This is a genomic window from Streptomyces lincolnensis, assembly GCF_021173675.1.
GTDB classification, from domain to species: Bacteria; Actinomycetota; Actinomycetes; order Streptomycetales; family Streptomycetaceae; genus Streptomyces; species Streptomyces lincolnensis_B.
Genome location: NZ_JAIHON010000012.1, coordinates 317,396 through 342,237 on the forward strand (window position 1 = coordinate 317,396; position 24,842 = coordinate 342,237).

General features: G+C 71.1%; 23 protein-coding genes and 1 pseudogene. 13 read left to right on the forward strand and 11 right to left on the reverse strand.

The genetic code is table 11. The annotated features are described in order from the left end of the window. Positions 1 to 71: 71 nt before the first annotated feature. A complete protein-coding gene (locus K4B79_RS33905) occupies positions 72 to 476 on the reverse strand; it encodes a MazG nucleotide pyrophosphohydrolase domain-containing protein (protein ID WP_232031150.1) in 405 nt (134 codons plus the stop codon). 134 nt (positions 477 to 610) lie between these two features. On the opposite strand from K4B79_RS33905, the gene K4B79_RS33910 reads away from it, so the two are divergent. Then, a complete protein-coding gene (locus K4B79_RS33910) occupies positions 611 to 1,606 on the forward strand; it encodes a TAXI family TRAP transporter solute-binding subunit (RefSeq protein WP_232031151.1) in 996 nt (331 codons plus the stop codon). A gap of 143 nt (positions 1,607 to 1,749) precedes the next feature. On the opposite strand, the gene K4B79_RS33915 is transcribed toward K4B79_RS33910, so the two are convergent. Both K4B79_RS33915 and K4B79_RS33920 read right to left on the reverse strand, forming a co-directional pair. Beyond that, positions 1,750 to 3,150 (reverse strand): sensor histidine kinase, encoded by a 1,401-nt coding sequence (locus tag K4B79_RS33915; RefSeq protein WP_232031152.1) that lies wholly within the window; start codon positions 3,148 to 3,150, stop codon positions 1,750 to 1,752. Positions 3,151 to 3,159: 9 nt separating this feature from the next. After that, entirely contained in the window at positions 3,160 to 3,846 is a 687-nt protein-coding gene (locus K4B79_RS33920) for a response regulator transcription factor (protein WP_232031153.1), read from the reverse strand. 311 nt (positions 3,847 to 4,157) lie between these two features. On the opposite strand from K4B79_RS33920, the gene K4B79_RS33925 reads away from it, so the two are divergent. From K4B79_RS33925 to K4B79_RS33955, 8 genes and pseudogenes are all read left to right on the forward strand, one after another. Continuing rightward, positions 4,158 to 4,934 (forward strand): amino acid ABC transporter ATP-binding protein, encoded by a 777-nt coding sequence (locus K4B79_RS33925; protein ID WP_232031154.1) that lies wholly within the window; start codon positions 4,158 to 4,160, stop codon positions 4,932 to 4,934. Positions 4,935 to 5,041: 107 nt separating this feature from the next. Then, positions 5,042 to 5,884 (forward strand): glutamate ABC transporter substrate-binding protein, encoded by an 843-nt coding sequence (locus K4B79_RS33930; protein ID WP_232031156.1) that lies wholly within the window; start codon positions 5,042 to 5,044, stop codon positions 5,882 to 5,884. 77 nt (positions 5,885 to 5,961) lie between these two features. Further along, a complete protein-coding gene (locus K4B79_RS33935) occupies positions 5,962 to 6,630 on the forward strand; it encodes an amino acid ABC transporter permease (protein ID WP_232031157.1) in 669 nt (222 codons plus the stop codon). Next, on the forward strand, positions 6,627 to 7,523 hold the full coding sequence (locus K4B79_RS33940; RefSeq protein WP_232031158.1) for an amino acid ABC transporter permease: 897 nt from the start codon (positions 6,627 to 6,629) through the stop codon (positions 7,521 to 7,523). Before K4B79_RS33935 ends, K4B79_RS33940 begins: the two co-directional genes overlap by 4 nt. Before the next feature lie 177 nt (positions 7,524 to 7,700). Next, on the forward strand, positions 7,701 to 9,320 hold the full coding sequence (locus tag K4B79_RS33945; RefSeq protein ID WP_232031159.1) for an FAD-dependent monooxygenase: 1,620 nt from the start codon (positions 7,701 to 7,703) through the stop codon (positions 9,318 to 9,320). Between the two features lie 145 nt (positions 9,321 to 9,465). Beyond that, on the forward strand, positions 9,466 to 9,537 hold the full coding sequence (locus K4B79_RS48700; protein WP_309544753.1) for a putative leader peptide: 72 nt from the start codon (positions 9,466 to 9,468) through the stop codon (positions 9,535 to 9,537). Positions 9,538 to 9,624: 87 nt separating this feature from the next. Next, a complete protein-coding gene (locus tag K4B79_RS33950) occupies positions 9,625 to 10,170 on the forward strand; it encodes a cysteine dioxygenase (RefSeq protein WP_232031160.1) in 546 nt (181 codons plus the stop codon). Continuing rightward, positions 10,167 to 10,564, forward strand: a pseudogene (locus tag K4B79_RS33955) (rhodanese-like domain-containing protein). The gene K4B79_RS33950 and the pseudogene K4B79_RS33955 overlap by 4 nt, the downstream one beginning before the upstream one ends. Before the next feature lie 160 nt (positions 10,565 to 10,724). Here K4B79_RS33955 and recX read toward each other — a convergent pair. The 4 genes from recX to K4B79_RS33975 form a co-directional block, all read right to left on the reverse strand. Next, positions 10,725 to 11,651 (reverse strand): recombination regulator RecX, encoded by a 927-nt coding sequence (gene recX, locus K4B79_RS33960; RefSeq protein ID WP_232031161.1) that lies wholly within the window; start codon positions 11,649 to 11,651, stop codon positions 10,725 to 10,727. 4 nt (positions 11,652 to 11,655) lie between these two features. Continuing rightward, the gene (recA, locus tag K4B79_RS33965) at positions 11,656 to 12,780 is read right to left on the reverse strand and encodes a recombinase RecA (protein ID WP_232031162.1); all 1,125 of its coding nucleotides are present in this window, start codon (positions 12,778 to 12,780) and stop codon (positions 11,656 to 11,658) included. Positions 12,781 to 13,106: 326 nt separating this feature from the next. Further along, complete coding sequence (locus tag K4B79_RS33970) at positions 13,107 to 14,384, reverse strand: AI-2E family transporter (RefSeq protein WP_232031163.1); 1,278 nt, start codon at positions 14,382 to 14,384, stop codon at positions 13,107 to 13,109. Between the two features lie 115 nt (positions 14,385 to 14,499). Continuing rightward, positions 14,500 to 14,694 (reverse strand): DUF3046 domain-containing protein, encoded by a 195-nt coding sequence (locus K4B79_RS33975; protein WP_232031164.1) that lies wholly within the window; start codon positions 14,692 to 14,694, stop codon positions 14,500 to 14,502. A gap of 80 nt (positions 14,695 to 14,774) precedes the next feature. Between K4B79_RS33975 and K4B79_RS33980 the strand changes: the two genes are divergently transcribed. Then, on the forward strand, positions 14,775 to 15,731 hold the full coding sequence (locus K4B79_RS33980; protein WP_232031165.1) for a hypothetical protein: 957 nt from the start codon (positions 14,775 to 14,777) through the stop codon (positions 15,729 to 15,731). Between the two features lies 1 nt (position 15,732). Here the strand turns inward: K4B79_RS33980 and K4B79_RS33985 are convergent, their stop codons facing one another. Both K4B79_RS33985 and K4B79_RS33990 read right to left on the reverse strand, forming a co-directional pair. Beyond that, complete coding sequence (locus tag K4B79_RS33985) at positions 15,733 to 16,041, reverse strand: AzlD domain-containing protein (protein ID WP_232031166.1); 309 nt, start codon at positions 16,039 to 16,041, stop codon at positions 15,733 to 15,735. Further along, complete coding sequence (locus K4B79_RS33990; protein WP_232031167.1) at positions 16,038 to 16,766, reverse strand: AzlC family ABC transporter permease; 729 nt, start codon at positions 16,764 to 16,766, stop codon at positions 16,038 to 16,040. Before K4B79_RS33990 ends, K4B79_RS33985 begins: the two co-directional genes overlap by 4 nt. 463 nt (positions 16,767 to 17,229) lie before the next feature. On the opposite strand from K4B79_RS33990, the gene K4B79_RS33995 reads away from it, so the two are divergent. The 3 genes from K4B79_RS33995 (at position 17,230) to K4B79_RS34005 (ending at position 23,917) form a co-directional block, all read left to right on the forward strand. Further along, on the forward strand, positions 17,230 to 22,173 hold the full coding sequence (locus tag K4B79_RS33995) for an ATP-dependent helicase (RefSeq protein ID WP_232031169.1): 4,944 nt from the start codon (positions 17,230 to 17,232) through the stop codon (positions 22,171 to 22,173). Between the two features lie 104 nt (positions 22,174 to 22,277). Continuing rightward, positions 22,278 to 23,120 carry an Fpg/Nei family DNA glycosylase gene (locus K4B79_RS34000; RefSeq protein WP_232031170.1) on the forward strand — a complete coding sequence of 281 codons (843 nt, stop codon included), beginning with the start codon at positions 22,278 to 22,280 and terminating at the stop codon, positions 23,118 to 23,120. 32 nt (positions 23,121 to 23,152) lie between these two features. Further along, the gene (locus tag K4B79_RS34005; RefSeq protein WP_232031171.1) at positions 23,153 to 23,917 is read left to right on the forward strand and encodes an SDR family NAD(P)-dependent oxidoreductase; all 765 of its coding nucleotides are present in this window, start codon (positions 23,153 to 23,155) and stop codon (positions 23,915 to 23,917) included. Here the strand turns inward: K4B79_RS34005 and K4B79_RS34010 are convergent. After that, positions 23,865 to 24,239 carry a hypothetical protein gene (locus tag K4B79_RS34010; protein ID WP_232031172.1) on the reverse strand — a complete coding sequence of 125 codons (375 nt, stop codon included), beginning with the start codon at positions 24,237 to 24,239 and terminating at the stop codon, positions 23,865 to 23,867. The two genes, K4B79_RS34005 and K4B79_RS34010, sit on opposite strands and share 53 nt — an antisense overlap. Before the next feature lie 166 nt (positions 24,240 to 24,405). Continuing rightward, positions 24,406 to 24,783: a helix-turn-helix domain-containing protein gene (locus K4B79_RS34015; RefSeq protein ID WP_067440800.1), complete on the reverse strand. Its 378-nt coding sequence runs from the start codon at positions 24,781 to 24,783 to the stop codon at positions 24,406 to 24,408. Positions 24,784 to 24,842: the final 59 nt, after the last annotated feature.

Here is a 24,842-nt window from a genome sequence, read left to right on the forward strand (position 1 = left end):
ACACGCCCGGAGTCCTCGTCCCCCGTCCTCGTGCCCCCGTGTCCCTGGGAAGCCCAAGCCGCCGCGACCCCTCACGCCCCGCCCGGCGCCCACCCCTGCCGCCGCAGCACCCCCGACACGTCCGGAGCCTCGTAGTGCTCGCCCTTGAGGACCTTGCCGTCGGCCCGGCGGGCGACGCGGCCGTCGGGGCCGAGCTTGGTCATGTTGGAGCGGTGGATCTCGGCTATGACCGCGTCGAGGTCGATGCCGTGGACGAGGGCGGTGCCGTACGCGACGTAGACGACGTCGGCCAGCTCGTGCGCGAGCCTGTCAAGGGGGCCGGTGATGGAGACCTCGGCGACCTCCGCGGCCTCCTCCGCGAGGAGTTCGCCGCGGTGGGCGGCCAGCTCGGGCGGGACCTCGGTGGGCGACGTGCGGGCGTCCAGCCCGAAGGCGAGATGGAATTCACGGACCAGGTCGACGGGCGAAGAACTCATGCACCGACATTAACGACCACCACTGACAACCGGCCGACGCAGGACGCCCCCACCGCCCCCGGACACCCACGCACGCCCGCCCCTCCCCCGCCGCCCCTGGTCAGCACCGCGCACCGGCTGGCAGGATCACGCGCATGTCCAAGGTGTTCCCCCGTATCGGCAGGCGCCGGGCCCTGCAAGGTGCCGCCGCCGGGTTCGTCGTTCTCGGGTTGCTGCTGTGGTGGCTGCTGCCCCTGGGCGAGGCCCCCCCGAGCGGGACGATCACGATCAGTACCGGATCGGAGGCCGGGGTCTACCAGCAGTACGGCACCGAGCTGCGCCCCCAGCTCGCCAAGGACATGCCGGATCTGAAGGTGAAGCTGCTCACCAGTGACGGGTCGCAGGAGAACGTCGCGCGCGTGGCGAACGGGGACGCCGATTTCGCCATCGTCGCGGCCGACGCCGTGGAGACCTTCGAGTTCGAGCACCCGGAGCTCGCGGACCGGCTGCGCGGGGTCGCCCGTCTGTACGACGACTACGTCCAGCTCGTCGTGCCGACCGACTCGAGCATCCGTTCCGTCGCCGATCTGAAGGGCAAGCGCGTCGCCATAGGGCGCCCCAAGTCGGGCGTACGGCTGATCGCCGACCGGGTCCTGGAGGCCTCGGACATCAACCCCGGCAAGGACATCACGGCCTCGTCCGAGGGCATCGACACCGGCCCCGAGCTGTTGGGCAACGGCATCGACGCGTTCTTCTGGTCGGGCGGCCTGCCGACGAGGGGGCTGGAGGATCTCGCCGACTCGCGGAGCTTCCGGTTCGTACCGATCCGTCCGGCTCTCGTGTCCAAGCTGCACGCCCAGGGCGGCGCCACCCACTACTACCGCGCCACCAACATGCCGGAGTCGGCCTACCCCTCGATCCAGAAGGGGGCGACCGTGCCGACGCTGGCGGTCTCCAACCTGCTGATCACCCGCAAGAGCATGGACCCCCGGCTCACCGAATGGGTGACCCGGACGGTGATCCGCAGCCGCGACGGCATCGGCGGTGTCGTCCACTCCGCCCAGCTCGTCGACCTGCGCACCGCGATCTACACCGACCCGCTCCCCCTCCACGACGGCGCCCGCCGCTACTACCGCTCCGTCAAGCCGTAGACCACACCCCGCACTTGGCGTACGACGCCCCGGGGGACGGCGGAGAAGGGCTCACGCACAGGACGTACGCACGACGGCGACCGACGGGCCCCATCCCTCACGCGTACGGCGTACGGAACCCGGTCATCGTGTCGTGCCGCGTCTCACCTCAGCGGCCGTGATCGCGGGACCGTCACCGTCACTTTCAGGCCGTGCGGCTCATGGTGGTCGTAGGCGATCGAGCCGCCGCCCGCGGCCAGCAGGGCCCGGGAGATGGACAGGCCGAGGCCCGAACCCTTGATGTTCTGGTGGCGGCCGCTGCGCCAGAAGCGGTCGCCGACGCGGGTGAGTTCCTCGTCGGTCAGACCGGGGCCGCGGTCGGTGACCACGACGGTCGAGGCCTCACCGTTGGAGGCGACGATGACCTCGACGGTCTCGTCCTTCGGTGTGAACTTGACCGCGTTGTCGATGACCGCGTCCAGTGCGCTGGACAGGGTGACCGGGTCGGCCCAGGCGGTCGTGGCCGGGCAGTCCGCCACCAGGCGTACCCCTTTGGCCTCGGCCGTCGGCGTCCAGGCCGCGACGCGTTCCGCGGCCAGCTCGCCGATGTCGGTGATGCTCAGCGTCGCCTCGGTGTGCTCGGCCAGGGCCAGGTCGAGCAGGTCGTCCAGGACCTGCGCCAGCCGTTTGCCCTCGGCCTGTACGGAAGCGATCTCCTGGTTGCCCTCCGGAAGTTCGAAAGCGAGCAGTTCGATGCGCAGCAGCAGCGCCGCGAGCGGGTTGCGCAGCTGGTGCGAGGCGTCGGCGACGAAGGCGCGCTGCTGCTCCAGCACGTCCTCGACGTTGTCCGCCATCTCGTTGAACGCGAGAGCCAGGCGCCGAAGTTCCGGCGGCCCGCCGGCGGCCGCCACCCGGGACTTCAGAGCACCGCTGGCGATCGCGTGGGTGGTGGCGTCCAGGACCCGCACGGGCCGCAGCACCCAGCCCGTCAGCCGCAGGGCCGCGCCCACGGCCAGCAGCATCGCGGCGATCTCACCGGCCCCGATGACCAGCCAGCCGTGCAGGATCCGCGAACGCATCGGCCCGGTGGGCGAGTCGGTGAGCACGACCGCGACGACGTCGCCGTCCCGGATGACCGGCGAGGCGACCACCAGGCTGTGCCGCTGCCAGGGCCACACCTGCTTGGGGTCGTGACTGCGCCGGCCGGTCAGCGCTTCGTCGAACGCGGCGCGTACCTCGCTCACTTCGTTCTCGCCCGGGAGGACGAGACTCGCCGGAGCCTTGGCCATGTCGGTGCCGTTGCGGTAGAAGACGCCCGCGCTGATGCCGTAGACGTCGTGGTAGCTGGCGAGTTCGCTGCTCAGCGTCTCCCGGCGCTCACTCTGCTCCTCGGGCGGGGCGGTGACGTACTGGGCGAGGGCCGCGAAGCGTGCCGTGTCGTCGATCCGGTCGACGACCACCCGCTGCTGCTGGGCGGCCGCCACGCTCGCGGCCAGCGGGATGCCGAGCGCGAGCAGGACGGCCGCCATCAGGACGATGAGCAGCGGGAGCAGACGAGTGCGCACCCGACCCCGCTACGAGCCCGGGGCGACGAGCCGGTAGCCCACGCCGCGTACGGTCTCGATCAGCGCCGGCATGCGCAGCTTGGCGCGCAGGGACGCGACATGCACCTCCAGGGTGCGTCCGGTCCCCTCCCAGCTGGTGCGCCACACCTCGCTGATGATCTGCTCCCGCCGGAAGACCACGCCCGGCCGCTGGGCGAGCAGGGCGAGCAGATCGAACTCCTTGCGGGTCAGCTGGACCACCGAGCCGTCCACGCTGACCTGCCGGGTGGGCAGCTCGATCCGCACCGGCCCGAGCCTCAGCGCGCCGTCTCCGGCCCCGTGGGCGTCCTCCTGGGGGGTGCGCCGGCTGACGGCGTGGATCCTGGCCAGCAGCTCCCCGGTGTCGTACGGCTTGACCACGTAGTCGTCGGCGCCGAGGTTGAGGCCGTGGATGCGCGAGCGCACGTCGGAACGCGCGGTGACCATGATCACCGGCGTGCTGGTGCGCTTGCGGATCTTGCCGCACACCTCGTAACCGTCCTGGTCGGGCAGTCCCAGGTCGAGGAGAACGACTCCGAAGCCCGCGCCTTCCGGGACGAGGGCCTGAAGGGCCTCCTCGCCGCTGCGGGCGTGAGTGACGTCGAAGCCGTGCCGCGCCAGTACAGCGGACAGGGCTGCGGCGACATGGTTGTCGTCCTCGACAAGGAGCAGTCTCACCCAGGCCCCCTTCGTTCATCGGACGTACGATCAGGATGAGTACGCGGAACGCGTACTCAGGATGGTGCAAAAACGCGAACACGCGCGCGGGTGCACATGGCAGTCACGCTGATGGACGAGGACGGCGTCAAGAGGGTTCCGGTTGCGCACGGCTTCCGTTACCCGGCCGATACGCGCCCAGCTCACAAGTGCTACGACATGTGTCCGATTGCTATCGGATCGTGATCCTCAGATTCCCCTCAGATGTAATGACGCAGGTGGCATGGGTTACTAAGGTCCTCCGAAACCGAGGAGGACGGAGCCAGAGAGCGATGACCGAAGTATCGGTGGCCAAGGAAGATGTGGCCGCGACCGGAGAACTGGTCGTCCTGAAGAGCGTCAACAAGCACTTCGGCGCGTTGCACGTACTCCAGGACATCGACCTGACGATCGCCCGCGGCGAGGTTGTCGTGGTCATCGGGCCCTCCGGGTCCGGTAAGTCCACCCTTTGCCGCACCATCAACCGCCTGGAGACGATCGACTCCGGCGATATCGCCATCGACGGAAAGCCACTGCCCGAGGAGGGCAAGGCGCTGGCCCGGCTGCGCGCCGACGTCGGCATGGTGTTCCAGTCCTTCAACCTCTTCGCGCACAAGACCGTGCTCGAGAACGTGATGCTGGGCCAGATCAAGGTCCGCAAGGCCGACAAGAAGGCGGCCGAGGAGAAGGCCCGCGCCCTGCTCGACCGCGTGGGCGTGGCCACACAGGCGGACAAGTACCCCGCACAGCTGTCCGGCGGCCAGCAGCAGCGTGTCGCCATCGCGCGTGCCCTGGCGATGGACCCCAAGGTCATGCTCTTCGACGAGCCCACGTCGGCGCTCGACCCCGAGATGATCAACGAGGTCCTGGAGGTCATGCAGCAGCTCGCCCGGGACGGTATGACGATGATCGTCGTCACCCACGAAATGGGCTTCGCCCGTTCGGCCGCCAACCGGGTGGTGTTCATGGCCGACGGCCGCATCGTCGAAGAGGCTGTGCCGGACCAGTTCTTCAGCAACCCGCGGAGCGACCGCGCCAAGGACTTCCTGTCCAAGATCCTGCACCACTGATCCTGGACCGTGATCCCGCACCACCCACGGCCCGCCCCGCGCGCCCGACGACCTGAGTCACCCGCCTCGACGGCTCGCATCTCTTCACCACGCAAAGGATGTTCACCATGAAGCTCCGCAAGGTCACCGCCGCCACGGCCGCCGTCCTCGCGCTCGGCCTGACCGCCACGGCGTGCGGCTCCGACGACGGCGACAGCAACGGCTCCGGTTCCTCCGGTGGCGACAAGAAGATCTCCATCGGCATCAAGTTCGACCAGCCCGGCATCGGTCAGAAGACCCCGCAGGGCTACGCGGGCCTCGACGTCGACGTGGCCACGTACATCGCCAAGGAACTCGGCTACAACGCGGACCAGATCGAGTGGAAGGAGTCGAAGAGCGCCGACCGCGAGACCATGCTCCAGCGCGGTGACGTCGACTTCATCGCCGCCTCGTACTCGATCAACGAGGAGCGCCAGAAGAAGGTCGACTTCGCCGGCCCGTACCTGCTGGCCCACCAGGACGTCCTGGTCCGCGCCGACGACGACTCCATCAAGTCGCCCTCGGACCTCAACAGCAAGAGGCTGTGTTCCGTCGTCGGCTCGACCTCGGCGCAGAACGTCAAGGAGAAGCTGGCGCCCAAGGCCCAGCTCCAGGAGTACCCGACCTACTCGGCGTGCCTCTCCGGTCTCCAGAACAAGGCCATCGACGCGCTGACCACGGACGACTCGATCCTCGCCGGCTATGCCTCGCAGGCGAACTTCAAGGGCAAGTTCAAGCTCGGCGGCTTCAAGATGACCAACGAGAACTACGGCATCGGCGTCAAGAAGGGCAGCGATCTGAAGGCGAAGATCAACACCGCCCTGGAGAAGATGGTCTCCGACGGTTCCTGGCAGAAGGCCGTGGACAAGAACCTGGGTCCGGCCGGCTACAAGAACGAGCCCGCGCCGAAGATCGGCGACATCAAGAGCTGAAGTAACGCCTGACGGGTGCGCCGGACCGATCCCGGACCGGCGCACCGGGGCTTCGACACGCGGAAGCGCGGGAGATCGTGTTCGACTTTCTTGAAGGTTACGACCTGCTGGGTGCCTTCTGGGTGACCGTGCAGCTCACTCTGCTCTCGGCCGTCGGCTCCCTGATCTGGGGAACCCTGCTGGCCGCCATGCGCGTCGGCCCGGTGCCGCTGATGCGCGGCTTCGGTACCGCCTACGTGAACATCGTGCGGAACATCCCGCTGACCGTGATCATCCTGTTCACCTCGCTGGGCCTGAACCAGACGCTCGGTGCCACCATGGGCGCGGCGAACAACTTCGAGACACTGAACTTCCGGCTCGCGGTGCTGGGACTCGTGGCCTACACCTCGGCCTTCGTCTGCGAGGCACTGCGCTCCGGCATCAACACGGTGCCGGTCGGCCAGGCCGAGGCGGCGCGCGCGATCGGCCTGAAGTTCTCCCAGGTGCTGACCCTGGTGGTGCTGCCGCAGGCGTTCCGCTCGGTGGTCGGCCCCATGGCCAACGTCCTCATCGCGCTCACCAAGAACACCACGGTGGCCGCGGCGATCGGCGTGGCCGAGGCGGCCCTGCTGATGAAGGAGATGATCGAGAACGAGGCCCAGCTGATCCTGATCTCCGCGGTCTTCGCGTTCGGCTTCGTGTGTCTGACGCTGCCGACCGGCCTGATCCTGGGCTGGGTGGGCAAGAAGGTGGCGGTGAAGCGATGAGCTCCGTTCTCTACGACGCCCAGGGGCCCCGCGCCAAGCGGCGCAACGTCATCCTGACAATCGCCTTCGTGGTCGCAGTCGCGGCGTTGATGTGGTGGGTGATCGGCACTCTTCAGGACAAGCAGCAGCTGGACTGGGAGAAGTGGAAGCCCTTTCTGAGCGGCACTGAGGCCTGGTCCACATACATCTGGCCTGGTCTTGAGAACACGCTGAAGGCCGCGGCGCTCTCCATGATCATCGCCCTGCCGCTGGGAGCCGTCCTCGGCATCTCCCGACTCTCCGACCATGTCTGGGTCCGAGTACCGGCAGCGGTCATCGTGGAGTTCTTCCGCGCCATCCCGGTCCTGGTTCTGATGATCTTCGGACTGGCGCTCTACTCCGAGTACACGAACGTCAGCTCCGACGACCGTCCGCTGTACGCGGTCGTCACGGGCCTGGTGCTCTACAACGCGGCGGTCCTCGCGGAGATCGTCCGAGCCGGCATCCTGGCCCTGCCCAAGGGCCAGTCCGAGGCCGCACTGGCGATCGGCCTGACCAAGGGCCAGACCATGCGGACCATCCTGCTGCCGCAGGCGGTCACCGCGATGCTGCCGGCGATCGTCAGCCAGATCGTCGTGATCGTGAAGGACACCGCCCTCGGCGGCGGCGTGCTCACCTTCCCCGATCTGATCGCGGCGGTGAGCCCGATGAGCTCGTACTACGGCGCCAACGTCATCGCCAGCTTCACGGTCGTCGCCCTGATCTTCATCGCGATCAACTTCGCGCTGACGAGCTTCGCGAGCTGGTTGGAACGGCGGCTCAGGCGCGGCAAGAAGAGCACCGGCGCGGTACTCAAGGCGGACGACGCGGCCATCGCGGGCTCGGCTGCGACGGGAGCGGGCAGCGGAGTCTGACGCTCAGTCAAGCACCGTATTCCGCACGGAGGGCAGTGGCATGATCGCCACTGCCCTCCGTCACTTGACGCAAGCACCGGCAATCTGTTGCATACGTTCTGTGATCGTGCACCCTGCCCCACCTTCCTGTTCACCCACGTCTCTCGGGACACAGCTGCGGGCAGGGGGCGCCGCGCCGTGGACCCGGTGATCATCGTCGGAGCGGGGCCCGTGGGGCTCACGCTCGCCCTTGCGCTGGCGCGTCAGGAAGTGCCCTCCGTGGTCCTCGACGAGGGACCGGGCAAGGACGAACCGCGTCCCGCGCGGACCGTCGTACTGCGTGAGGACACCGCCGCGCTCATGGAGCGGCTGACCGGGGTGCCGCTGGCCGAGGCCGGTGCGCGTTGGGCCGGATGGCGGTCGATGCGGCGCAAGCAGGTGATGCGCGAGGTCACGTTCGAGGAAGCCGCACTCGACGACACCGCCGAGGCCGTCCCCGCCCCGCTGCACATCGCCCAGCACGTGCTGACGGGCGCCCTGCGTGCCGCCCTCGCCGGTGAACGGCTCGTCAAACTGGCCGTGGAGAGCCGGCTCGACGGCATCGAGCAGGAGCCCTCGGGCGTCACCGCCCACACTCGCGGCCCCAAGGGGACCTGGTGGCGCGGCAGTTACCTGGTCGGCTGCGACGGCCCGCGCTCCACCGTGCGCAAGCTCCAGGACATCCGCTTCCCGGGCCGTACGGCCGTCGAACGGCACGCCGTCGCGGCCCTGCGCACCGAACTCCCCTGGACCGGCGAAGCGTTGCTGCACCGCACGCCCCCGTGGCGCACCTCCGGCCCGTCGGCCGGCGAGATCACCGCGCGCCCCCTGCCGGACGGCGTGTGGCGCCTGGACTGGCTGCTGCCGCCGGGCAAGGACCTGGTCACGCCCGAGCTGCTGGTGGCCCGCATCCGGGAGACTCTGGCGGGCTGGACCGATGGCACGACACCGCCGTACGAACTTCTCGACACCGGTGTCCACACGGTGCACCACCGGCTGGCGCGGCGGTGGCGGGTCGGCCGGGTCTTTCTCGCCGGGGACGCCGCGCATCTGCTGGGCGCGCTCGGTACGCAGGGGCTCGACGAGGGTCTCCGGGACGCCGACAACCTCGCCTGGAAGCTGGCGTCGACCTGGCATCACGGGCCGCACGAGGCGCTGCTCGACAGCTACCAGGCGGAGCGGCGCGGAGTGGTCGCCGCCCGGCTGCGCGCCGCCGACCAGGCGCTGCCGCTGCTGCGTGGCGGCGGGGGCCTGCGGGCGTACGTTCCCGGCTCGGCGCGCGGCCACGACGGGCTGCTCACGGACGGTCACTTGGGGCGCGGTGTTCTCGGTGCGCCGGGGGCGTACGCCGACTCGCCGCTCGCACCCCGGCACCTCGAAGGCGAGACCCCGGTCGACACGCCTCCCGGCGCGCCCGTCGCCGATGTGCGGGTCACCGCCGAGGACGGCTCCTTCGTACAGCTGCGGGACCGCCTCGGTCGCGGCGCGCTCCTGGTCGTCCTGGTCGCGCCGGGCACGGGCGTGTGGGAGCGCAAGCACTGGGTGAGCGCAGGCGTCATGCCCCGGCTCGCCGCGGCGGTGACCGCGCTGCCGCATCCCGCCGAGCTGCTGGTCGCCGAGGAGTACCCGGGCGCGGCCCCGCACACCGTCCTTCTGGTGCGGCCGGACGGTCATCTGGTCACGGCGTTCAGCGGGGTGCGGCCTGCCGACCTGTACGCGGCGGCGGAGGCTACCCTCGGCGGCGCGGCCAAGGCCGATGCGGAAGCCGGGGCGCGCTGACGTGGGTTGATACGTGCGGGCGGTCTCGCATCGGCATGCGGGCGCCCGCCGTCACTCTGTGTCCACCACAGAGCGTCCACATAGTGACAGTGAGTTGACCGCTCGCCACCCTCGTGGTGTACTCCCGATCGTGACCGACACCTGTGTGCGCCTGTGGCGGAGGGTCCATATGGACCTCGTCCGCTATGCGGGCTGCGTGTGTCGTCCGTCCTGCTGACTTCGCAGCTCTCTCCCCCTCCTTCGTGCGCGCGCCGCCTCCCTGCCGCCGCGCGCTCTCACGCGAACGCTTCTCAGGACGGTGCCCGTGTCTGTCTCCCCCTCCCCCTCTCCCTCTGTCTCCGCCACGCCTGCCCTCTCCGCCCCGACCGAGGCCGACCTCCTCGCCTTCGTACGACGTACGGCCGCCGACGCCGAGTTGATCGACTCGTTGCCGCTCGATCCCGAGGGCCGCACCTGGGTACGCCTGGAAGGGCCCGGCGGCAGCGAGGCCTGGCTGATCGGCTGGCCGCCCGGCACGGGCACCGGCTGGCACGACCACGCCGAGTCGGTCGGTGCCTTCATCACGGCCGCCGGTGAGCTGAAGGAGTACTCGCTCGCCGCCCGGCTGCCCACCGACGGCTGGAAGACCCTGGAACTGACCGAGGACGTGGACCGGGAACGCCGGCTGCCGGCCGGCAAGGGCCGTGCCTTCGGCCGCCACCATGTCCACGAGGTGCTCAACGAGTCCACCGAGCGGCACGCCATCTCCGTCCACGCCTATTACCCGCCCCTGCCCCGGATCCGCCGCTACAGCCGCACGGGCCCGCTCCTGCGCCTGGAGCAGGTGGAGCGCCCGGAGGACTGGCAGTGAGCCGGTCGGACACCTGGCAGGCCGACCACGCGGCAGCCTCCCCGGGTGAACGGCCCCTCGGCATCGACGGCTTGCTGGAACGGGTACGCGGGGGCTACGAGCGGATCGAGGCCCGCTGGTGGACATCCGGTACGCGGCGCTGCGTGAGCGGGACGGGCTGATCCCCGGCGCCCTCGTCGTCGAGCGCAACGAACTGGAGTGGCGGCTCGTCCCCCTGGGCAGCCACCGCCTCCCCGAGGCCACCAGCCACGACCTGCGTGTCGTCGTGATCTGCGACGAGGGATACGCCTCCAGCCTGGCCGCCGCCTCCCTGCACAGCCTGGGTCTGCGCCGCGCCACCGACCTCGTCGGCGGCTTCCAGGCGTGGCGGGCGGCGGGACTCTGGGTGGTCTGAGCGGTCGGAGAGGGTCACATACACCCGGCCCCGGCTCGCCCCGGATGGACACCCCGAAACGTCCTCAGAACCCTCCGTCCCCAGAACCCACCGTCCCCAGAACCCACCGTCCCCAGAACCCACCGTCCCCAGAACCCTCCGACCCCAGAACCCACCGTCCCTAGAACCCACCGTCCTCTAGGAACTCCGTGTCCTCGCCCTCTTCTTCGAGCGCCTGCCGGACCACGCGCAGGGCCATGCCCTCGGGGTAGCCCTTGCGTGCCAACATGCCCGCGAGACGGCGCAGTCGCTTGTCGCGGTCGAGGCCGCGGGTGGACCGCAGTTTGCGGGCGACCAACTCCCGGGCGGTGGCCTCCTCCTGCTCGGAGTCGAGCTGTGCGACGGCCTCGTCGATCAGCGTGGACTCGACGCCCTTGGTCCGCAGCTCCCGGGCCAGCGCGCGCCGGGCCAGTCCTCGGCCGTGGTGCCGGGACTCCACCCAGGCCTCCGCGAACGCGCTGTCGTTGATCAGCCCGACCTCCTCGAACCGGGACAGCACCTCCTCGGCCGCCTCGTCCGGGATCTCCCGCTTGCGCAGGGCGTCCGCGAGTTGCTTCCTCGTGCGCGGGGTCCCGGTGAGCAGGCGCAGACAGATCGCCCGCGCCCGCTCCACCGGGTCCGCCGGGGGCTCCTTCTTCTCGGCCCTCGACGAGGAGAGGGTGCCTCCGTCTTCACCGAACGGCTCACCGCGTCGACGCCGTCGCCGCCCACGGGGACCGTCCGCGTCTCGGGACCCACCGCCGCTCATGGCCGCGCCGCCCTCCCGGGCCGCGCCACCACGAATCTCACCACTGCCGTGCCACGAGTCCCCACCGGGGAACCCGGAGCCGTGCGCCGAACCGCCGTCCGGCCATGCCTCGCCGCCCGATTGGCCGCCGTACGGCCTGTCGTCGCCGTACGGCTCCGCACGGTCGGGCCGGCCGCCCGCGCGGTCGTCGCCCCCGTACGCCTCGCTCCCCGCCCCGGTGGACCCCTCGCCGCCGCCCCGTCTCCGCTCGCGCGGAGGGTCGGGGTAGGCGTACTCGGCCCAGTCGGTTCGTCGTGTCACGGTGTCAGCTCTTGGCAGCCGGAGCCTTGATCTTGGCCGCCTTCGCCGCTGCCGGAGCCGGTACCTTCGCGGCATCCTCCGGTGCGGCGGAGACCGCGGCGTCCGCGCCCGGCTCGGCGGTCGGCTCCACCGGCCGGACCCCGACGCCCAGCTTCTCCTTGATCTTCTTCTCGATCTCGTTGGCCAGGTCGGGGTTGTCCTTCAGGAAGTTGCGCGCGTTCTCCTTGCCCTGGCCGAGCTGGTCGCCCTCGTACGTGTACCAGGCGCCGGCCTTGCGGACGAAGCCGTGCTCCACGCCCATGTCGATCAGGCCGCCCTCGCGGCTGATGCCGTGGCCGTAGAGGATGTCGAACTCGGCCTGCTTGAAGGGCGGCGCGACCTTGTTCTTGACGACCTTGACGCGGGTGCGGTTGCCGACCGCGTCGGTGCCGTCCTTCAGCGTCTCGATGCGTCGGATGTCGAGTCGCACCGAGGCGTAGAACTTCAGCGCCCGGCCACCGGTCGTGGTCTCCGGGGAGCCGAACATCACGCCGATCTTCTCGCGGAGCTGGTTGATGAAGATCGCGGTGGTCTTGGACTGGTTGAGCGCGCTGGTGATCTTCCGCAGGGCCTGGCTCATCAGACGGGCCTGAAGGCCGACGTGACTGTCGCCCATCTCGCCCTCGATCTCCGCGCGCGGGACGAGCGCGGCGACGGAGTCGATGACGATGAGGTCGAGGGCGCCGGAGCGGACCAGCATGTCCACGATCTCCAGGGCCTGCTCGCCGTTGTCCGGCTGGGACAGGATCAGGTTGTCGATGTCGACGCCGAGCTTCTGCGCGTACTCGGGGTCGAGGGCGTGCTCCGCGTCCACGAACGCGACCTGGCCACCGGCCTTCTGCGCGTTCGCCACCGCGTGCAGGGTCAGGGTCGTCTTGCCCGAGGACTCGGGGCCGTAGACCTCGATGACGCGGCCGCGCGGCAGGCCGCCGACGCCGAGGGCCACGTCCAGCGCGGTCGACCCGGTCGGGATGACCTCGATGGGCTCCTTCGAGCGGTCACCCATGCGCATGACCGCGCCCTTGCCGAACTGCCGTTCAATCTGTGCGAGAGCGGCATCCAGGGCCTTCTCGCGGTCGGTTCCTGCCATGGGTTCCACCCGATTTGCTTGAGTCGATCGCTTCACGTCAAAGACGCTAACGCCTGCCACTGACAATGGGCCCCGACGCCCGTCCGGCCTGTGGATAACTCGGGCACTTCTCCACCGAAACCGTGTTGAAATCCCCGTCGAGCGCCTCGCCGGAGCCTTCATGAGAATGGATGTTCGATTTTCGTGTCAAGCGCACCACGCGCACCTCCGAGACTACGTCCCGGTTCCCCCGACGCCACGGACGCCGGGCCGCGAGCCCTCGGAGCCCCCGGAAGAGACACCCCACGCGGCCGGCCGCACGGGGCGGAACGGCACACCCGCCTGGCTCAGGAGGAACCGCTGGAGGAGTCCCGGGACGAGCCGCCGCCGGGCTCCTGCTCCCCCGGCCGCCGCTCCCAGAGCGCACGCGCGCGCGTGAAGAGAGCCGGGCCCTCTCCCCGTCTCCGGTGCCCGTGGACCCGAGGATCGTCCGTGACGTCGTACCGCTTCACGTAAGCGCCCAGGAAGGCCTGGAGCGTGGCGATCGCGGGAATGGCGATCAGCGCGCCGACCGCCCCCATGAGGGCGGTGCCCGCGATGACCGAGCCGAAGGCCACCGCGGGGTGGATGTCGACGGTCTTCGAGGTCAGCTTGGGCTGGAGGACGTAGTTCTCGAACTGCTGGTAGACCACGACGAAGACCAGCACCCACAGCGCGTACCAGGGATCGACCGTGAAGGCGATCAGCATGGGCAGGGCGCCCGCGAGATACGTGCCGATGGTCGGGATGAACTGCGAGACCAATCCGACCCACACGGCCAGCACGGGCGCGTACGGCACGTCCAGGACCTGCAACAGGATGTAGTGCGCGACGCCGGAGATGAGGGCCATCAGACCGCGCGAGTAGATGTAACCGCCGGTCTTGTTGACGGCGATCTCCCACGCGCGCAGCACCTCGGCCTGCTTGGCGGGCGGCAGGACGGAGCAGAGCGCGCGGCGCAGTCGCGGGCCGTCCGCGGCGAAGTAGAACGAGAACAGCGCGATCGTCAGCAGCTGGAAGAGCCCGCCGAGGACCTGCGCGGACACGTCCAGGACACCGGTGGCGCTGTTCTGGACGTAGTTGCGCAGCCAGTCGGAGCGGAGCACGCCCTCCTGGACGTCCACCCGCTTCAGGTCGGTCTTGAAGTGGGCGTTGATCCAGTTGATGACGGAGTCGAGGTAGTTCGGGAAGTCCTCGACGATCTTGATGATCTGTCCCGCGAGCATCGAGCCGAGCAGCGTGACGAAGCCCGCGGACACGATGAGCACGGCGAAGAAGACGAGGAAGGCGGCCAGTCCCCTGCGCATCCCGCGCAAGGCCATCCAGCTCACCGCGGGTTCGATGGCCAGGGCCAGGAAGAACGCGATCAGGACGTTGATCAACAGGCCGGTGAGCTGGTGAAAGGCCCAACTTCCCAGCTGGAAGACGGCGATCAGGGCGAGCGCGAGCACCATGGCACGCGGCAGCCAGCGGGGCATGCGGGCATTCGGCCCCGCCGCGCCGTCGGCCGGGGGCCGGGTGGGCGGCGTCGTGCCGAGTGGAGATGCGTGCCGGGCGACCTGGCCGGCCTCGTCAGTGGGTGCCACGGGGCAAGTCTGGCCCACACCACGGACAATCGGCTGCCCGCCCCTGATCTTCGTGACCGATCAGTGCCTCAGCCGTGTCCCCTCACGGTCTCCCGTCGGCACACCGGCCTCGCGTTCAGTGCTTCTCGCGCGGCACACTCATGACGCCGCAGACCACACGCCACACCTCCTTGGCGTCCCAGCCGGCGTCCAGCGCCTCGTGCACCGTGCGCCCGCCGAGCTCCGCCATCACGTGGTCGCGCGCGAAGGTGTCGGCGTAGGCCGGACCGAAGTGTTCCGCCATCCGCTGCCAGAAGACCGTCAACCGCATGACTCCAGTATCCCGCCCCTGAGAGTGGGCCTGAGCCGGGACCGCTTGCCGAGACCGCTTTCCGTCCTACGGTCTGACGCATGGCCGAAACAGGAGCTTCCCCACGCCCCCCGACGCCCCCGGCGCACTCCCCGCTCGCCCGCGCCGAGCACTTCGTCTGGCTCACCGCGCGGGTACTGGAACAGCGCCTCTTCGCGTACCACTTCCTGGACGGGGACGCCGACCCGGTGGAGACGGCACTGGACGCCTACCGCAACACGGACGGCGGCTACGGACACGGGCTCGAACCCGATCTGCGGGGCCCGCTCAGCCAGCCGCTGCACACCGGCCACGCCCTGCGGGTCCTGGACGCCATCGGGCGCTGCGGCGGACAGCGCGTGGAGCGGGTCTGCCGGTACCTGACGTCCGTGACCACACCGGACGGCGCGCTTCCGGCGATCGGTCCCGGCCAGCGCGACTACCCCACCGCGCCCTTCATCCCGGTCCTGGACGACCCACCGAGCGAACTCCTCGCCACGGGCCCCGTGGTGGGCCTCCTGCACCGCAACGAGGTGTGGCACGCCTGGCTGTTCCGGGCCACGGACTTCTGCTGGCAGGCGGTCGAGTCCCTGGAGCGGTCCCACCCGTACGAGATCCAGGCCGCCGTGGCCTTCCTGGACTCCGCGCCCGACCGCCCGCGCGCGGAGGCGGTGGCCGACCGCCTCGGCCGCCTGGTGCGCGACCAGCACCTCGCGGCCCTGGACCCGGACCACCTCGACGCGCATCCGGTCCCCCCGGGCTACGCCCCCGGCGAGCACCACTTCCCGTACGACTACGCTCGCACGCCGGACTCCCTCGCGCGCGCGTGGTTCACGGACGACGAGATGTCCCGCTCCCTAAACCACCTCCTGGACGAGCAGGAGGACGACGGCGGCTGGCCCGTCCGCCGGCGCCACTGGGCCCCGAGCACGGCCCTGGAGGCACGCCCCATGGTGACGATCACGGCCCTGCGCACCCTGCACGCGTACGACCGTCCCATCGACCGAACGGACCGGTGACTCACCCGCCCATCGCGCGCACCCCGGCAGTCACCAGCACCGCGACCGCCACAACAACCAGGAACGGCGCCCGCAACAGCAGCGCCACGGCGGCCGCGGCAAGCCCCACGGCCCTCGCGTCGAGCACCAGGACCCGCCCGTCGGCGAAGGTCTGCTGGGCCGTGAGGGCCGCCAGCAGGGCCACGGGCAACAGAGCGGCGAGACGCCTGACGAGGGGCCGCTCCAGAACCCCGGCGGGCACGAGCAGCCCAGCGAGCTTGACGGCGTAACACCCCAGGGCGGTCACACCGATCGCGATCCAGACGTTCACCGCCCGCCCTCCCCACTCCCCCGACGGCCCGCCACCCACAGCACGACCGGCGCCGCGAGCGCGGCCACCAGCACCGGCACCCCGGCCGGCAGCACGGGCAGCAACCCGAGCCCCAGCAGAACGGCGACCCCGGCGACCGCCCGCTCGACAGCGCTCTTCACCATCGGCGCCAGCAACGCCAGAAATACAGCGGGCCCCGCGGCATCGAGCCCCCAGACCTCGGTGTCCCCCATGGCCTCGGCCCCCAGCGCACCCAACAACGTCGTGAGGTTCCACAGCACGAACAGACTCGCCCCGGTCACCACGAACCCGATCCGCACACCACGCCGCGTCGGCTGCGCCAACGCCACAGCCGTCGTCTCGTCGATGACCCAGTGAGCGGCGAACGGCCGCACCAAGCGCGAAAGAGCGAGCAACTGCCCCAGACGCACCCCGTAAAACGCATTGCGCACCCCCAGAAAGAACGCCCCCGCGGCAGCGGTGACCGGCCCCCCACCCGCCGCGAGCGCCCCCACGAGCGCGAACTGCGACGCTCCCGTGAACACCAGCAGACTGAGCGCACAGCTCTGCACCACACTCAGCCCACTCCCGGCCGACGTCACCCCGAAGGCAACCCCGGACAGCCCCACGGCCACCCCCACACCCAGGGCATCCCTCACGACAGCGGAGTCCCCCCTACCCCCACCGTCGCCATGCGCATCCGGCAGATCTGTCCGCTCCGTCACACATCGGAAGGTAGACGAATCCGCCCCCGCACGTCTTGTACGCCCTTGCGCTCCCGCCGATACACCCCGGGAGACACCTCTGATCGGCGATCACGCCCTACAGCGGCCGCCCGGACAGGGCGCCGCGGAAGGTCGTAGAGCGTCTACAGGCCCGTAGTGGCTGGTCGCGCAGTTCCCCGCGCCCCTGGGTGGAACCAGTTGGCGTCGGAGACGCACTCGCCCACGGCGGCAAGGGGACGGGGCGGGGGTGTCCGCCCGCAGCGGCCGGCGTCCGACACGCCGTACCCCTTGGCAGAACAGTTCCGCCGGACCGAGGACGGAGACCCCCCGACCCGGCCCCGACCCACCCACCGGACCGCAGGCGCTACATCCGCCCCCACCGAACCCGCACAGCGCGCCGCAGGCATCGCACACCCCCACCGATGGCACCCCCATTGTCAGACCCGAGGTGCACGATGGACACATGGTCAGCGACACACCCCGAGCCCTGAACGGCTTCTCCCCCGCCACCCGCGGCTGGTTCGCGGGCGCCTTCGACGCGCCCACCACCGCCCAGGCAGGCGCGTGGCAAGCCATCAGAGAGGGCTCGGACGTCCTCGTCGTCGCCCCCACCGGCTCCGGCAAGACCCTCGCCGCCTTCCTCGCCGCCCTGGACCAGCTCACCTCCACACCCCCACCCGCCGACCCCAGGAAACGCTGCCGCGTCCTGTACGTCTCCCCCCTCAAGGCCCTGGCCGTGGACGTGGAGCGCAACCTCCGCAGCCCCCTGACCGGCATCCGCCAGGAATCCGTCCGCCTCGGCCTCCCCGAGCCGGAGGTCAAGGTGGGCATCCGCTCCGGCGACACCCCCGCCGCCGAGCGCCGCGCCCTGTCCACTCGTCCCCCGGACATCCTGATCACCACCCCCGAGTCCCTGTTCCTGATGCTGACGTCGGCCACCCGCGACGCCCTGACCGGCATCGAAACCGTCATCCTCGACGAGGTCCACGCGGTGGCCGGCACCAAGCGAGGCGCCCACCTCGCACTCTCTCTCGAACGTCTGGACGAAATCCTCAAGAAGCCGGCCCGCCGCATCGGCCTCTCCGCGACCGTCCGCCCGGTCGACGAGGTCGCCCGCTACCTCTCCCCCCACCGCAAGGTCGAGATCGTCCAGCCGAAGTCCGGCAAGGAATTCGACCTCTCCGTGGTGGTCCCGGTGGAGGACCTGGCCGAACTGGGCGGCTCCCCGGTCTCCGAGGCCACCGAAGGCGCGGAACGCCCCTCGATCTGGCCGCACGTGGAGGAGCGCATCGCCGACCTGGTCCAGTCCCACCGCTCCACGATCGTCTTCGCCAACTCCCGCCGTCTCGCGGAGCGGCTCTGCAACCGCCTCAACGAGATCGCGTACGAACGAGCCACCGGCGAACCCCTCGACGAACACCACGCCCCCGCGGAGCTCATGGGCGGCTCGGGCGCCGCGCAGGGCGCACCTCCGGTCATCGCCAGGGCCCACCACGGCTCGGTCTCCAAGGAACAGCGTGCCCTCGTCGAGGAGGACCTCAAGGCAGGCCGCCTGCCCGCCGTCGTGGCCACCTCCAGCCTCGAACTCGGCATCGACATGGGCGCGGTGGATCTCGTCGTCCAGGTCGAATCACCCCCTTCGGTCGCCTCCGGCCTGCAACGCGTGGGCCGCGCGGGACACCAGGTCGGGGCGGTCTCGACCGGCGTGGTCTTCCCCAAGTACCGCGGCGACCTCGTCCAGGCGGCGGTCGTCACCGAACGCATGCGCACCGGCTCGATCGAGTCCCTGAGGATCCCCTCCAACCCCCTGGACGTCCTGGCCCAGCAGATCGTGGCCATGACGGCGCTCGACACCTGGCAGTTCGACGACCTCCTCGCCACGGTCCGCCGAGCCGCCCCCTTCGCATCGCTCCCCGAGTCCGCCTTCACGGCGGTCCTCGACATGCTCGCCGGCCGCTACCCCTCCGACGCGTTCGCGGAGCTGCGCCCCCGCGTGGTCTGGGACCGGGTCGCCGGCACGATCACCGGCCGCCCGGGCGCACAGCGGCTCGCCGTCACCTCCGGCGGCACCATCCCCGACCGCGGCCTCTTCGGCGTCTTCCTGGCCGGCTCCGACCCGAAGAAGGGCGGCGGCCGCGTCGGCGAACTCGACGAGGAGATGGTCTACGAATCCCGCGTCGGCGATGTCTTCACGCTCGGCACCAGCTCCTGGCGCATCGAGGACATCACCCGCGACCGCGTCCTGGTCTCCCCCGCGCCGGGCGTACCGGGCAGGCTCCCCTTCTGGAAGGGCGACCAGCTGGGCCGCCCGCTGGAACTGGGCCGAGCCCTCGGCGCGTTCCTCCGCGAGGTCGGCTCGCTCCCGCAGGACAAGGCCCGCTCGCGCCTCCTCGCCGCGGGCCTGGACACCTGGGCCGCCGACAACGTCCTGTCCTACCTGCACGAACAGCGAGAGGCCTGCGGCCACATCCCGGACGACCGCACGATCGTCGTGGAACGCTTCCGCGACGAACTCGGCGACTGGCGCGTGGTCGTCCACTCCCCCTTCGGCGCCCAGGTGCACGCCCCGTGGGCCCTCGCCCTCGGCGCCAAGCTATCCGAGCGCTACGGCATGGACGCCCAGGTCATGCACGCCGACGACGGCATCGTGCTCCGCCTGCCCGACGCCGACCTGATGGGCCTGGACCTGCTCGACCAGGAACCGACGAAACTCGGCACGGAGTACGACGCCGACCAGGCCCCCGTAGGCGCCGCGGACGTCGTCTTCGACAAGGGCGAGGTCGACCAGATCGTCACCGACCAGGTCGGCGGCTCGGCCCTGTTCGCGTCCCGTTTCCGGGAGTGCGCCGCCCGCGCGCTGCTGCTGCCGCGCCGCAACCCGGGCAAGCGCACCCCGCTCTGGCAGCAGCGCCAGCGCGCCGCCCAACTGCTCCAGGTCGCGAGCGAGTTCGGCTCGTTCCCGATCGTCCTGGAGGCGGTCCGCGAGTGCCTCCAGGACGTCTTCGACGTCCCCGGCCTGGTCGAGCTGATGGGCGACCTGGAGTCCCGCAAGGTGCGCCTGGTCGAGGTCACCACCCCCGAGGCCTCCCCGTTCGCGCGCTCCCTCCTCTTCGGGTACGTCGCCCAGTTCCTGTACGAGGGAGACTCACCCCTCGCCGAGCGCCGCGCCGCCGCCCTCTCCCTCGACTCCCGCCTGCTGGCCGAACTGCTGGGCCAGGCGGAACTGCGCGAGCTGCTCGACGCCGAGGTGCTGACCGAGCTGGAGCAGGAGCTCCAGTGGCTCACGGAGGACCGCCGGGTCAAGGACGCCGAGGGCGTCGCGGACCTTCTCCGCCTCCTCGGCCCGATCACCGACGCCGAGCTGGCCGAGCGGGGCGCCGAGCCGCAGTGGGCGCAGGACCTCGCCAAGGCCCGTCGCGCGATCAAGGTCAGGATCGCCGGCGCCGACCACTGGGCGGCGATCGAGGACGCGGGCCGACTGCGCGACGCGCTCGGCACGGCACTCCCGGTCGGTGTCCCCGAGGCTTTCACCGAGCCGGTCAAGGACCCGCTGGGCGACCTCCTCGCGCGCTATGCCCGCACGCACGGCCCGTTCACGTCCACCACCGTGGCGGCCCGCTTCGGCCTGGGCGTGGCGGTCACCGAGGGCGCCCTCCAGCGGCTCGCCTCGGCGGGCAGGGTCGTCCAGGGCGAGTTCCACCCGGCCGGCATCGGCCAGGAGTGGTGCGACGCGACGGTGCTGCGCCGCCTGCGCCGCCGTTCCCTGGCCGCCCTGCGCCATGAACTGGAGCCGGTGCCGGCGCCCGCGCTCGCGCAGTTCCTCCCCCAGTGGCAGCACATCGGCAAGGGCCACAGTCTGCGCGGCATCGACGGACTGGTCCGTGCCGTGGAGCAGCTGCAGGGCGCGTCCGTGCCCGCGTCCGCCCTGGAGAAGCTGGTCCTGCCGTCCCGCGTGGCGAACTACACCCCGGCAATGCTCGACGAGCTCACCGCGGCCGGTGAACTCGTGTGGGCCGGCGCCGGAGCCCTCCCTGGCAAGGACGGCTGGGTCTCCCTCTACGTGGCGGACGCGGCCCCTCTGCTCCTCCCCCCGCCCCACCCCCTGGAGCTGACGGCGCTTCACCAGTCCGTCCTGGACACCCTGTCCGGCGGCTATGGCCTGTTCTTCCGCCAGATCGCCGACCAGGTCCGCGCCACCACCCATCCGGACGCCACCGATCCCCAACTGGCCGACGCCGTCTGGGACCTGGCCTGGTCGGGACGGCTCACGAACGACACGCTCGCCCCCATGCGCGCCCTGCTCGGCTCGGGCCGCACCGCGGGCTCCACCGCCCACCGCGCCAAGCGCACCGTCCCACGCGGCCGCTACGGCTCCCTCACGGCCGCCGCCCGCCCCACCTCCCGCACCGGCCCTCCGACCGTCGCCGGCCGCTGGTCCCTGCTCCCCGGGCGCGAGGCAGACCCCACGGTCCGCGCCCATGCCCTGGCCCGGGTCCTCCTCGACCGGCACGGCGTGGTGACCAGGGGGGCGGTCTCCGCCGAGGGAGTCGAGGGCGGCTTCTCTGCGGTCTACCGCATCCTGTCCGCCTTCGAGGACAGCGGTCAGGCCCGCCGCGGCTATGTGGTCGAGGGACTCGGCGCCGCCCAGTTCGCGATGGACGGAGCGGTCGACCGCCTGCGCGCGGTGGCGAACGCCCGCGACCGCGGCGAAACCCTGCCGGTGCCAGCCCGGAGCGATGGCTTCCCCGACCCGTTCGACGCCAACGGCCCGGCCCCGGCCGACGGCACCCCGAACCCGTACGCCCCCACCCCCACCCCAGACCCCGCCTCCGGCGACGACTGGCCCCCCTCCCCCACCACACCGAGCGAGTGGATCTCCCCCCGCGACTTCCCCTCCCACAACGGCCCCGCGACCAGCCAGTACGAGAACCCGTACGCCCCCTACAGCGCCCCCGGGAACGGCTTCCCCGCCGACCGCCGAACCCAAGGCCGTCCCACCCCCGCCACCCGGGCCGCCTCCCGAGCCGCCGTCCTGGCCGCCGCCGACCCCGCCAACGCCTACGGCGCCGCCCTCCCCTGGCCGGAGCCCCCCACCGGCGCCGGCCACAAGCCGGGCCGCAAGGCGGGTTCCCTGGTCGTCCTGGTCGACGGCGACCTGACGCTCTACATGGAGCGCGGCGGCAAGACCCTCCTGGCCTGGCCCACCACCCCCGACGACGACCCCACCGACGACCCCCGCCTCCAGGCAGCGGCCGAGGCCCTCGCCACGGCCGCCAAGGCCGGATCCCTGGGCACAGTGACGGTGGAGCGCGTCAACGGCGCCTCGGCCCTGACCTCCCCCCTCGGCACCCTCCTGGAAGGAGCGGGCTTCATCGCCACCCCGCGCGGCCTACGCCTACGAGCGTGAAGTCACCACGAAGGACGAACCCAAGGGAGCGAAGCCGAACGAGCGAAGCCGAACGAGCAACGCCAGCCCCCGCCCCCACCTCCCCACCGTGCCACCCTTGACCCATGCCCGAAGGAGACACGGTCTGGCAGGCCGCGAAGCGCCTCGACGACGCCCTCGCGGGCAAGGTCCTGACCCGCAGCGACCTGCGGGTCCCCAGATACGCCACGGCCGACCTCACGGGCCGCACCGTCCTGGACGTCACCCCCCGCGGCAAACACCTCCTCACCCGCGTCGAAGGCGGCCTGACCCTCCACTCGCACCTGCGGATGGACGGCTCCTGGAAGGTCTACGCACCCCACCAGCGCTGGACCGGCGGCCCCGCCCACCAGATCCGCGCGATCCTCGGCACCGCCGACCGCACGGCCGTCGGCTACCGCCTCCCCGTACTCGAACTCCTGCGCACCAAAGACGAGCACCGCGCCGTCGGCCACCTGGGTCCCGACCTCCTCGGCCCGGACTGGGACCCGGAGCGGGCCCTGACGAACCTCCTCGCCGACCCCGCCCGCCCCCTCGGCGAGGCCCTGCTCGACCAGCGCAATCTCGCCGGAATCGGCAACGTCTACAAGAGCGAGCTCTGCTTCCTGCTCGGCGTCACCCCGTGGCTGCCCATCGGCGCCCTCCCCTCAGACCGCGCCACCCACCTGCCCGCCCTGGCCAAGAAACTCCTGGAAGCCAACCGCGACCGCCCGATCCGCACCACCACGGGCCGCCGCGGCCAGGACCTGTTCGTCTACGGCCGCGCACCCCGCCCCTGCCTCCGCTGCCACACCCCGATCAGAGTGGCCGACCAGGGCGACGGCTCCCGTGAACGCCCCACCTACTGGTGCCCGACCTGCCAGCCGGGCCCCGCCCCGACACCGGGCGCCCACCGCACCCCGGGAACCCGCCCCCGTACGACCAATTGACGACCCGTCAGAAACCCTCGTACCGTCCCCTCATGCCTCTCAAGGCGTACGACCTCACCGGCCGCACCGCGTTCGTCACAGGCGCCGCCAGCGGCATCGGACGCGCCTCGGCAGTCCTGCTCGCCGAAGCGGGCGCCACCGTGCACTGCGCGGACCTCGACACGGCGGGCCTCGAAGAGACGGCCAGGCACATCAAGGAGGCCGGCGGCACCGCCCACACCCACCACCTCGACGTCACCGACCGCGAACGGCTCCGCCGGGCCATCTCCTCCTGCGAGCGTCTGGACGTCCTGGCCGCGATCGCCGGGATCATGCACAGCAGCCCGGTCCTGGAGACCCGCGACGAAGACCTCGACCGGGTCCTGGACGTCAACTTCAAAGGCGTGCTCCACGCCTGCCAGGAGGCCGCCCGCCTGATGCTCGCCCACGGGACCAGGGGCAGCATCGTCACCATGGCCTCCGGCGCCGTGGACACCGGCGGGCCGGGCCTGCTCTGCTACGGCGCGGCCAAGGCGGCCGTCGTCCAGCTGACGAAGACCCTGGCGACCGAGGTCGGCCGGCACGGCATCCGGGTCAACGCGGTCGCACCGGGCTGGATCCGCACCCCCATGACCGACCGCCACGACACCGAGGCACAGGCGCACACCGAATCGCTGATGGCCCGGATGTCACCCCTGGGCCGGGTCGGAGACCCGCAGGACATCGCCCACGCCGTACTCCACCTGGCCTCCGACGCCTCGTCCTTCACGACGGGCCAGATCCTCCGCCCCAACGGCGGCGTGACCATGCCCTGGTAACCCCACCGGACTCCCCACGCGCACCCCGGTCCGGCCAGGCACCCGCACCCGCGCCCGCGCCCGCGCCCGCGCCCGCCGAGGATGCCCCCCGCCACGCGGCCCGCCACCGCCCATCCCCCACGGCCCCGACCGCCCGTGCCTTCGGCACACAGTGCACCGGCAGCAGACTCAGCCCCCACCCCCCGGCGGCGACCGCCCCTTCCAGCACCCCCGCGTCGGGCGACAGCGCGAGCCGCAGCACGGCCCACCACCACAAGGCCCCCAACCCGAAAACAGCTCCCCGGGTCCCCCAGGTTCTCCAGCCCACCGCCGGACGTGCCATGGACCCACCTCCAGCCCGACGCCAGACACCCCTGGCCCACGATGCACGAAAGCCCCGACCGGCGCCTCTCCGGTTCACCTGTCACAGGTCATCCGGAGAACCCCCGGCCGGGGCCTCGCACACGTCTTCGGCGCATCGTCAGCTCATGCGCACACCCGCGCGAACATCACGCGGCCACGACATCCACCGCTTCGGCGGGCGCCTTGATCGTCACCCGTTCCGGCGGCACACCGGTCACCGAGACGGAACCCAGCATCGGGCGAACCGGCTTCACAGGTTCGCTGGGGGTGGCCGCAGCAGACTGGGCCAGCTCGGCGAGGGCGAGCTCGTCGCTCACTTCCCGCATGAGCTCGGACATCCGTACGTCCAGCGCGTCGCAGATGGCGGAGAGCAGCTCGGAGGAAGCCTCCTTCTGCCCCCGCTCCACCTCGGAGAGATAGCCGAGTGAGACTCGGGCGGACGAGGAGACTTCGCGCAGAGTACGGCCCTGGCGCTGGCGCTGCCGACGCAGCACGTCACCCAGCAGGCGACGGAGCAGAATCATCGGTGGCTCCCTCCTCGGACCGCGTAGCCGCATCCATTACGCCCCACCGTACCGCCTTG

Bases quoted from the DNA above. Each gene is read 5' to 3' on its own strand.
- K4B79_RS34000 (WP_232031170.1), top strand. From the start codon at position 22,278: ATGCCCGAAGGAGACACGGTCTGGCAGGCCGCGAAGCGCCTCGACGAC.
- K4B79_RS33910 (WP_232031151.1), top strand. From the start codon at position 611: ATGTCCAAGGTGTTCCCCCGTATCGGCAGGCGCCGGGCCCTGCAAGGT.
- K4B79_RS33925 (WP_232031154.1), top strand. From the start codon at position 4,158: ATGACCGAAGTATCGGTGGCCAAGGAAGATGTGGCCGCGACCGGAGAA.
- K4B79_RS33975 (WP_232031164.1), bottom strand. From the start codon at position 14,694: ATGCGGTTGACGGTCTTCTGGCAGCGGATGGCGGAACACTTCGGTCCG.
- K4B79_RS34005 (WP_232031171.1), top strand. From the start codon at position 23,153: ATGCCTCTCAAGGCGTACGACCTCACCGGCCGCACCGCGTTCGTCACA.
- K4B79_RS34015 (WP_067440800.1), bottom strand. From the start codon at position 24,783: ATGATTCTGCTCCGTCGCCTGCTGGGTGACGTGCTGCGTCGGCAGCGC.
- K4B79_RS33905 (WP_232031150.1), bottom strand. From the start codon at position 476: ATGAGTTCTTCGCCCGTCGACCTGGTCCGTGAATTCCATCTCGCCTTC.
- K4B79_RS33995 (WP_232031169.1), top strand. From the start codon at position 17,230: ATGGTCAGCGACACACCCCGAGCCCTGAACGGCTTCTCCCCCGCCACC.
- K4B79_RS33940 (WP_232031158.1), top strand. From the start codon at position 6,627: ATGAGCTCCGTTCTCTACGACGCCCAGGGGCCCCGCGCCAAGCGGCGC.
- K4B79_RS33930 (WP_232031156.1), top strand. From the start codon at position 5,042: ATGAAGCTCCGCAAGGTCACCGCCGCCACGGCCGCCGTCCTCGCGCTC.
- recA (WP_232031162.1), bottom strand. From the start codon at position 12,780: ATGGCAGGAACCGACCGCGAGAAGGCCCTGGATGCCGCTCTCGCACAG.
- K4B79_RS34010 (WP_232031172.1), bottom strand. From the start codon at position 24,239: ATGGCACGTCCGGCGGTGGGCTGGAGAACCTGGGGGACCCGGGGAGCT.
- K4B79_RS33980 (WP_232031165.1), top strand. From the start codon at position 14,775: ATGGCCGAAACAGGAGCTTCCCCACGCCCCCCGACGCCCCCGGCGCAC.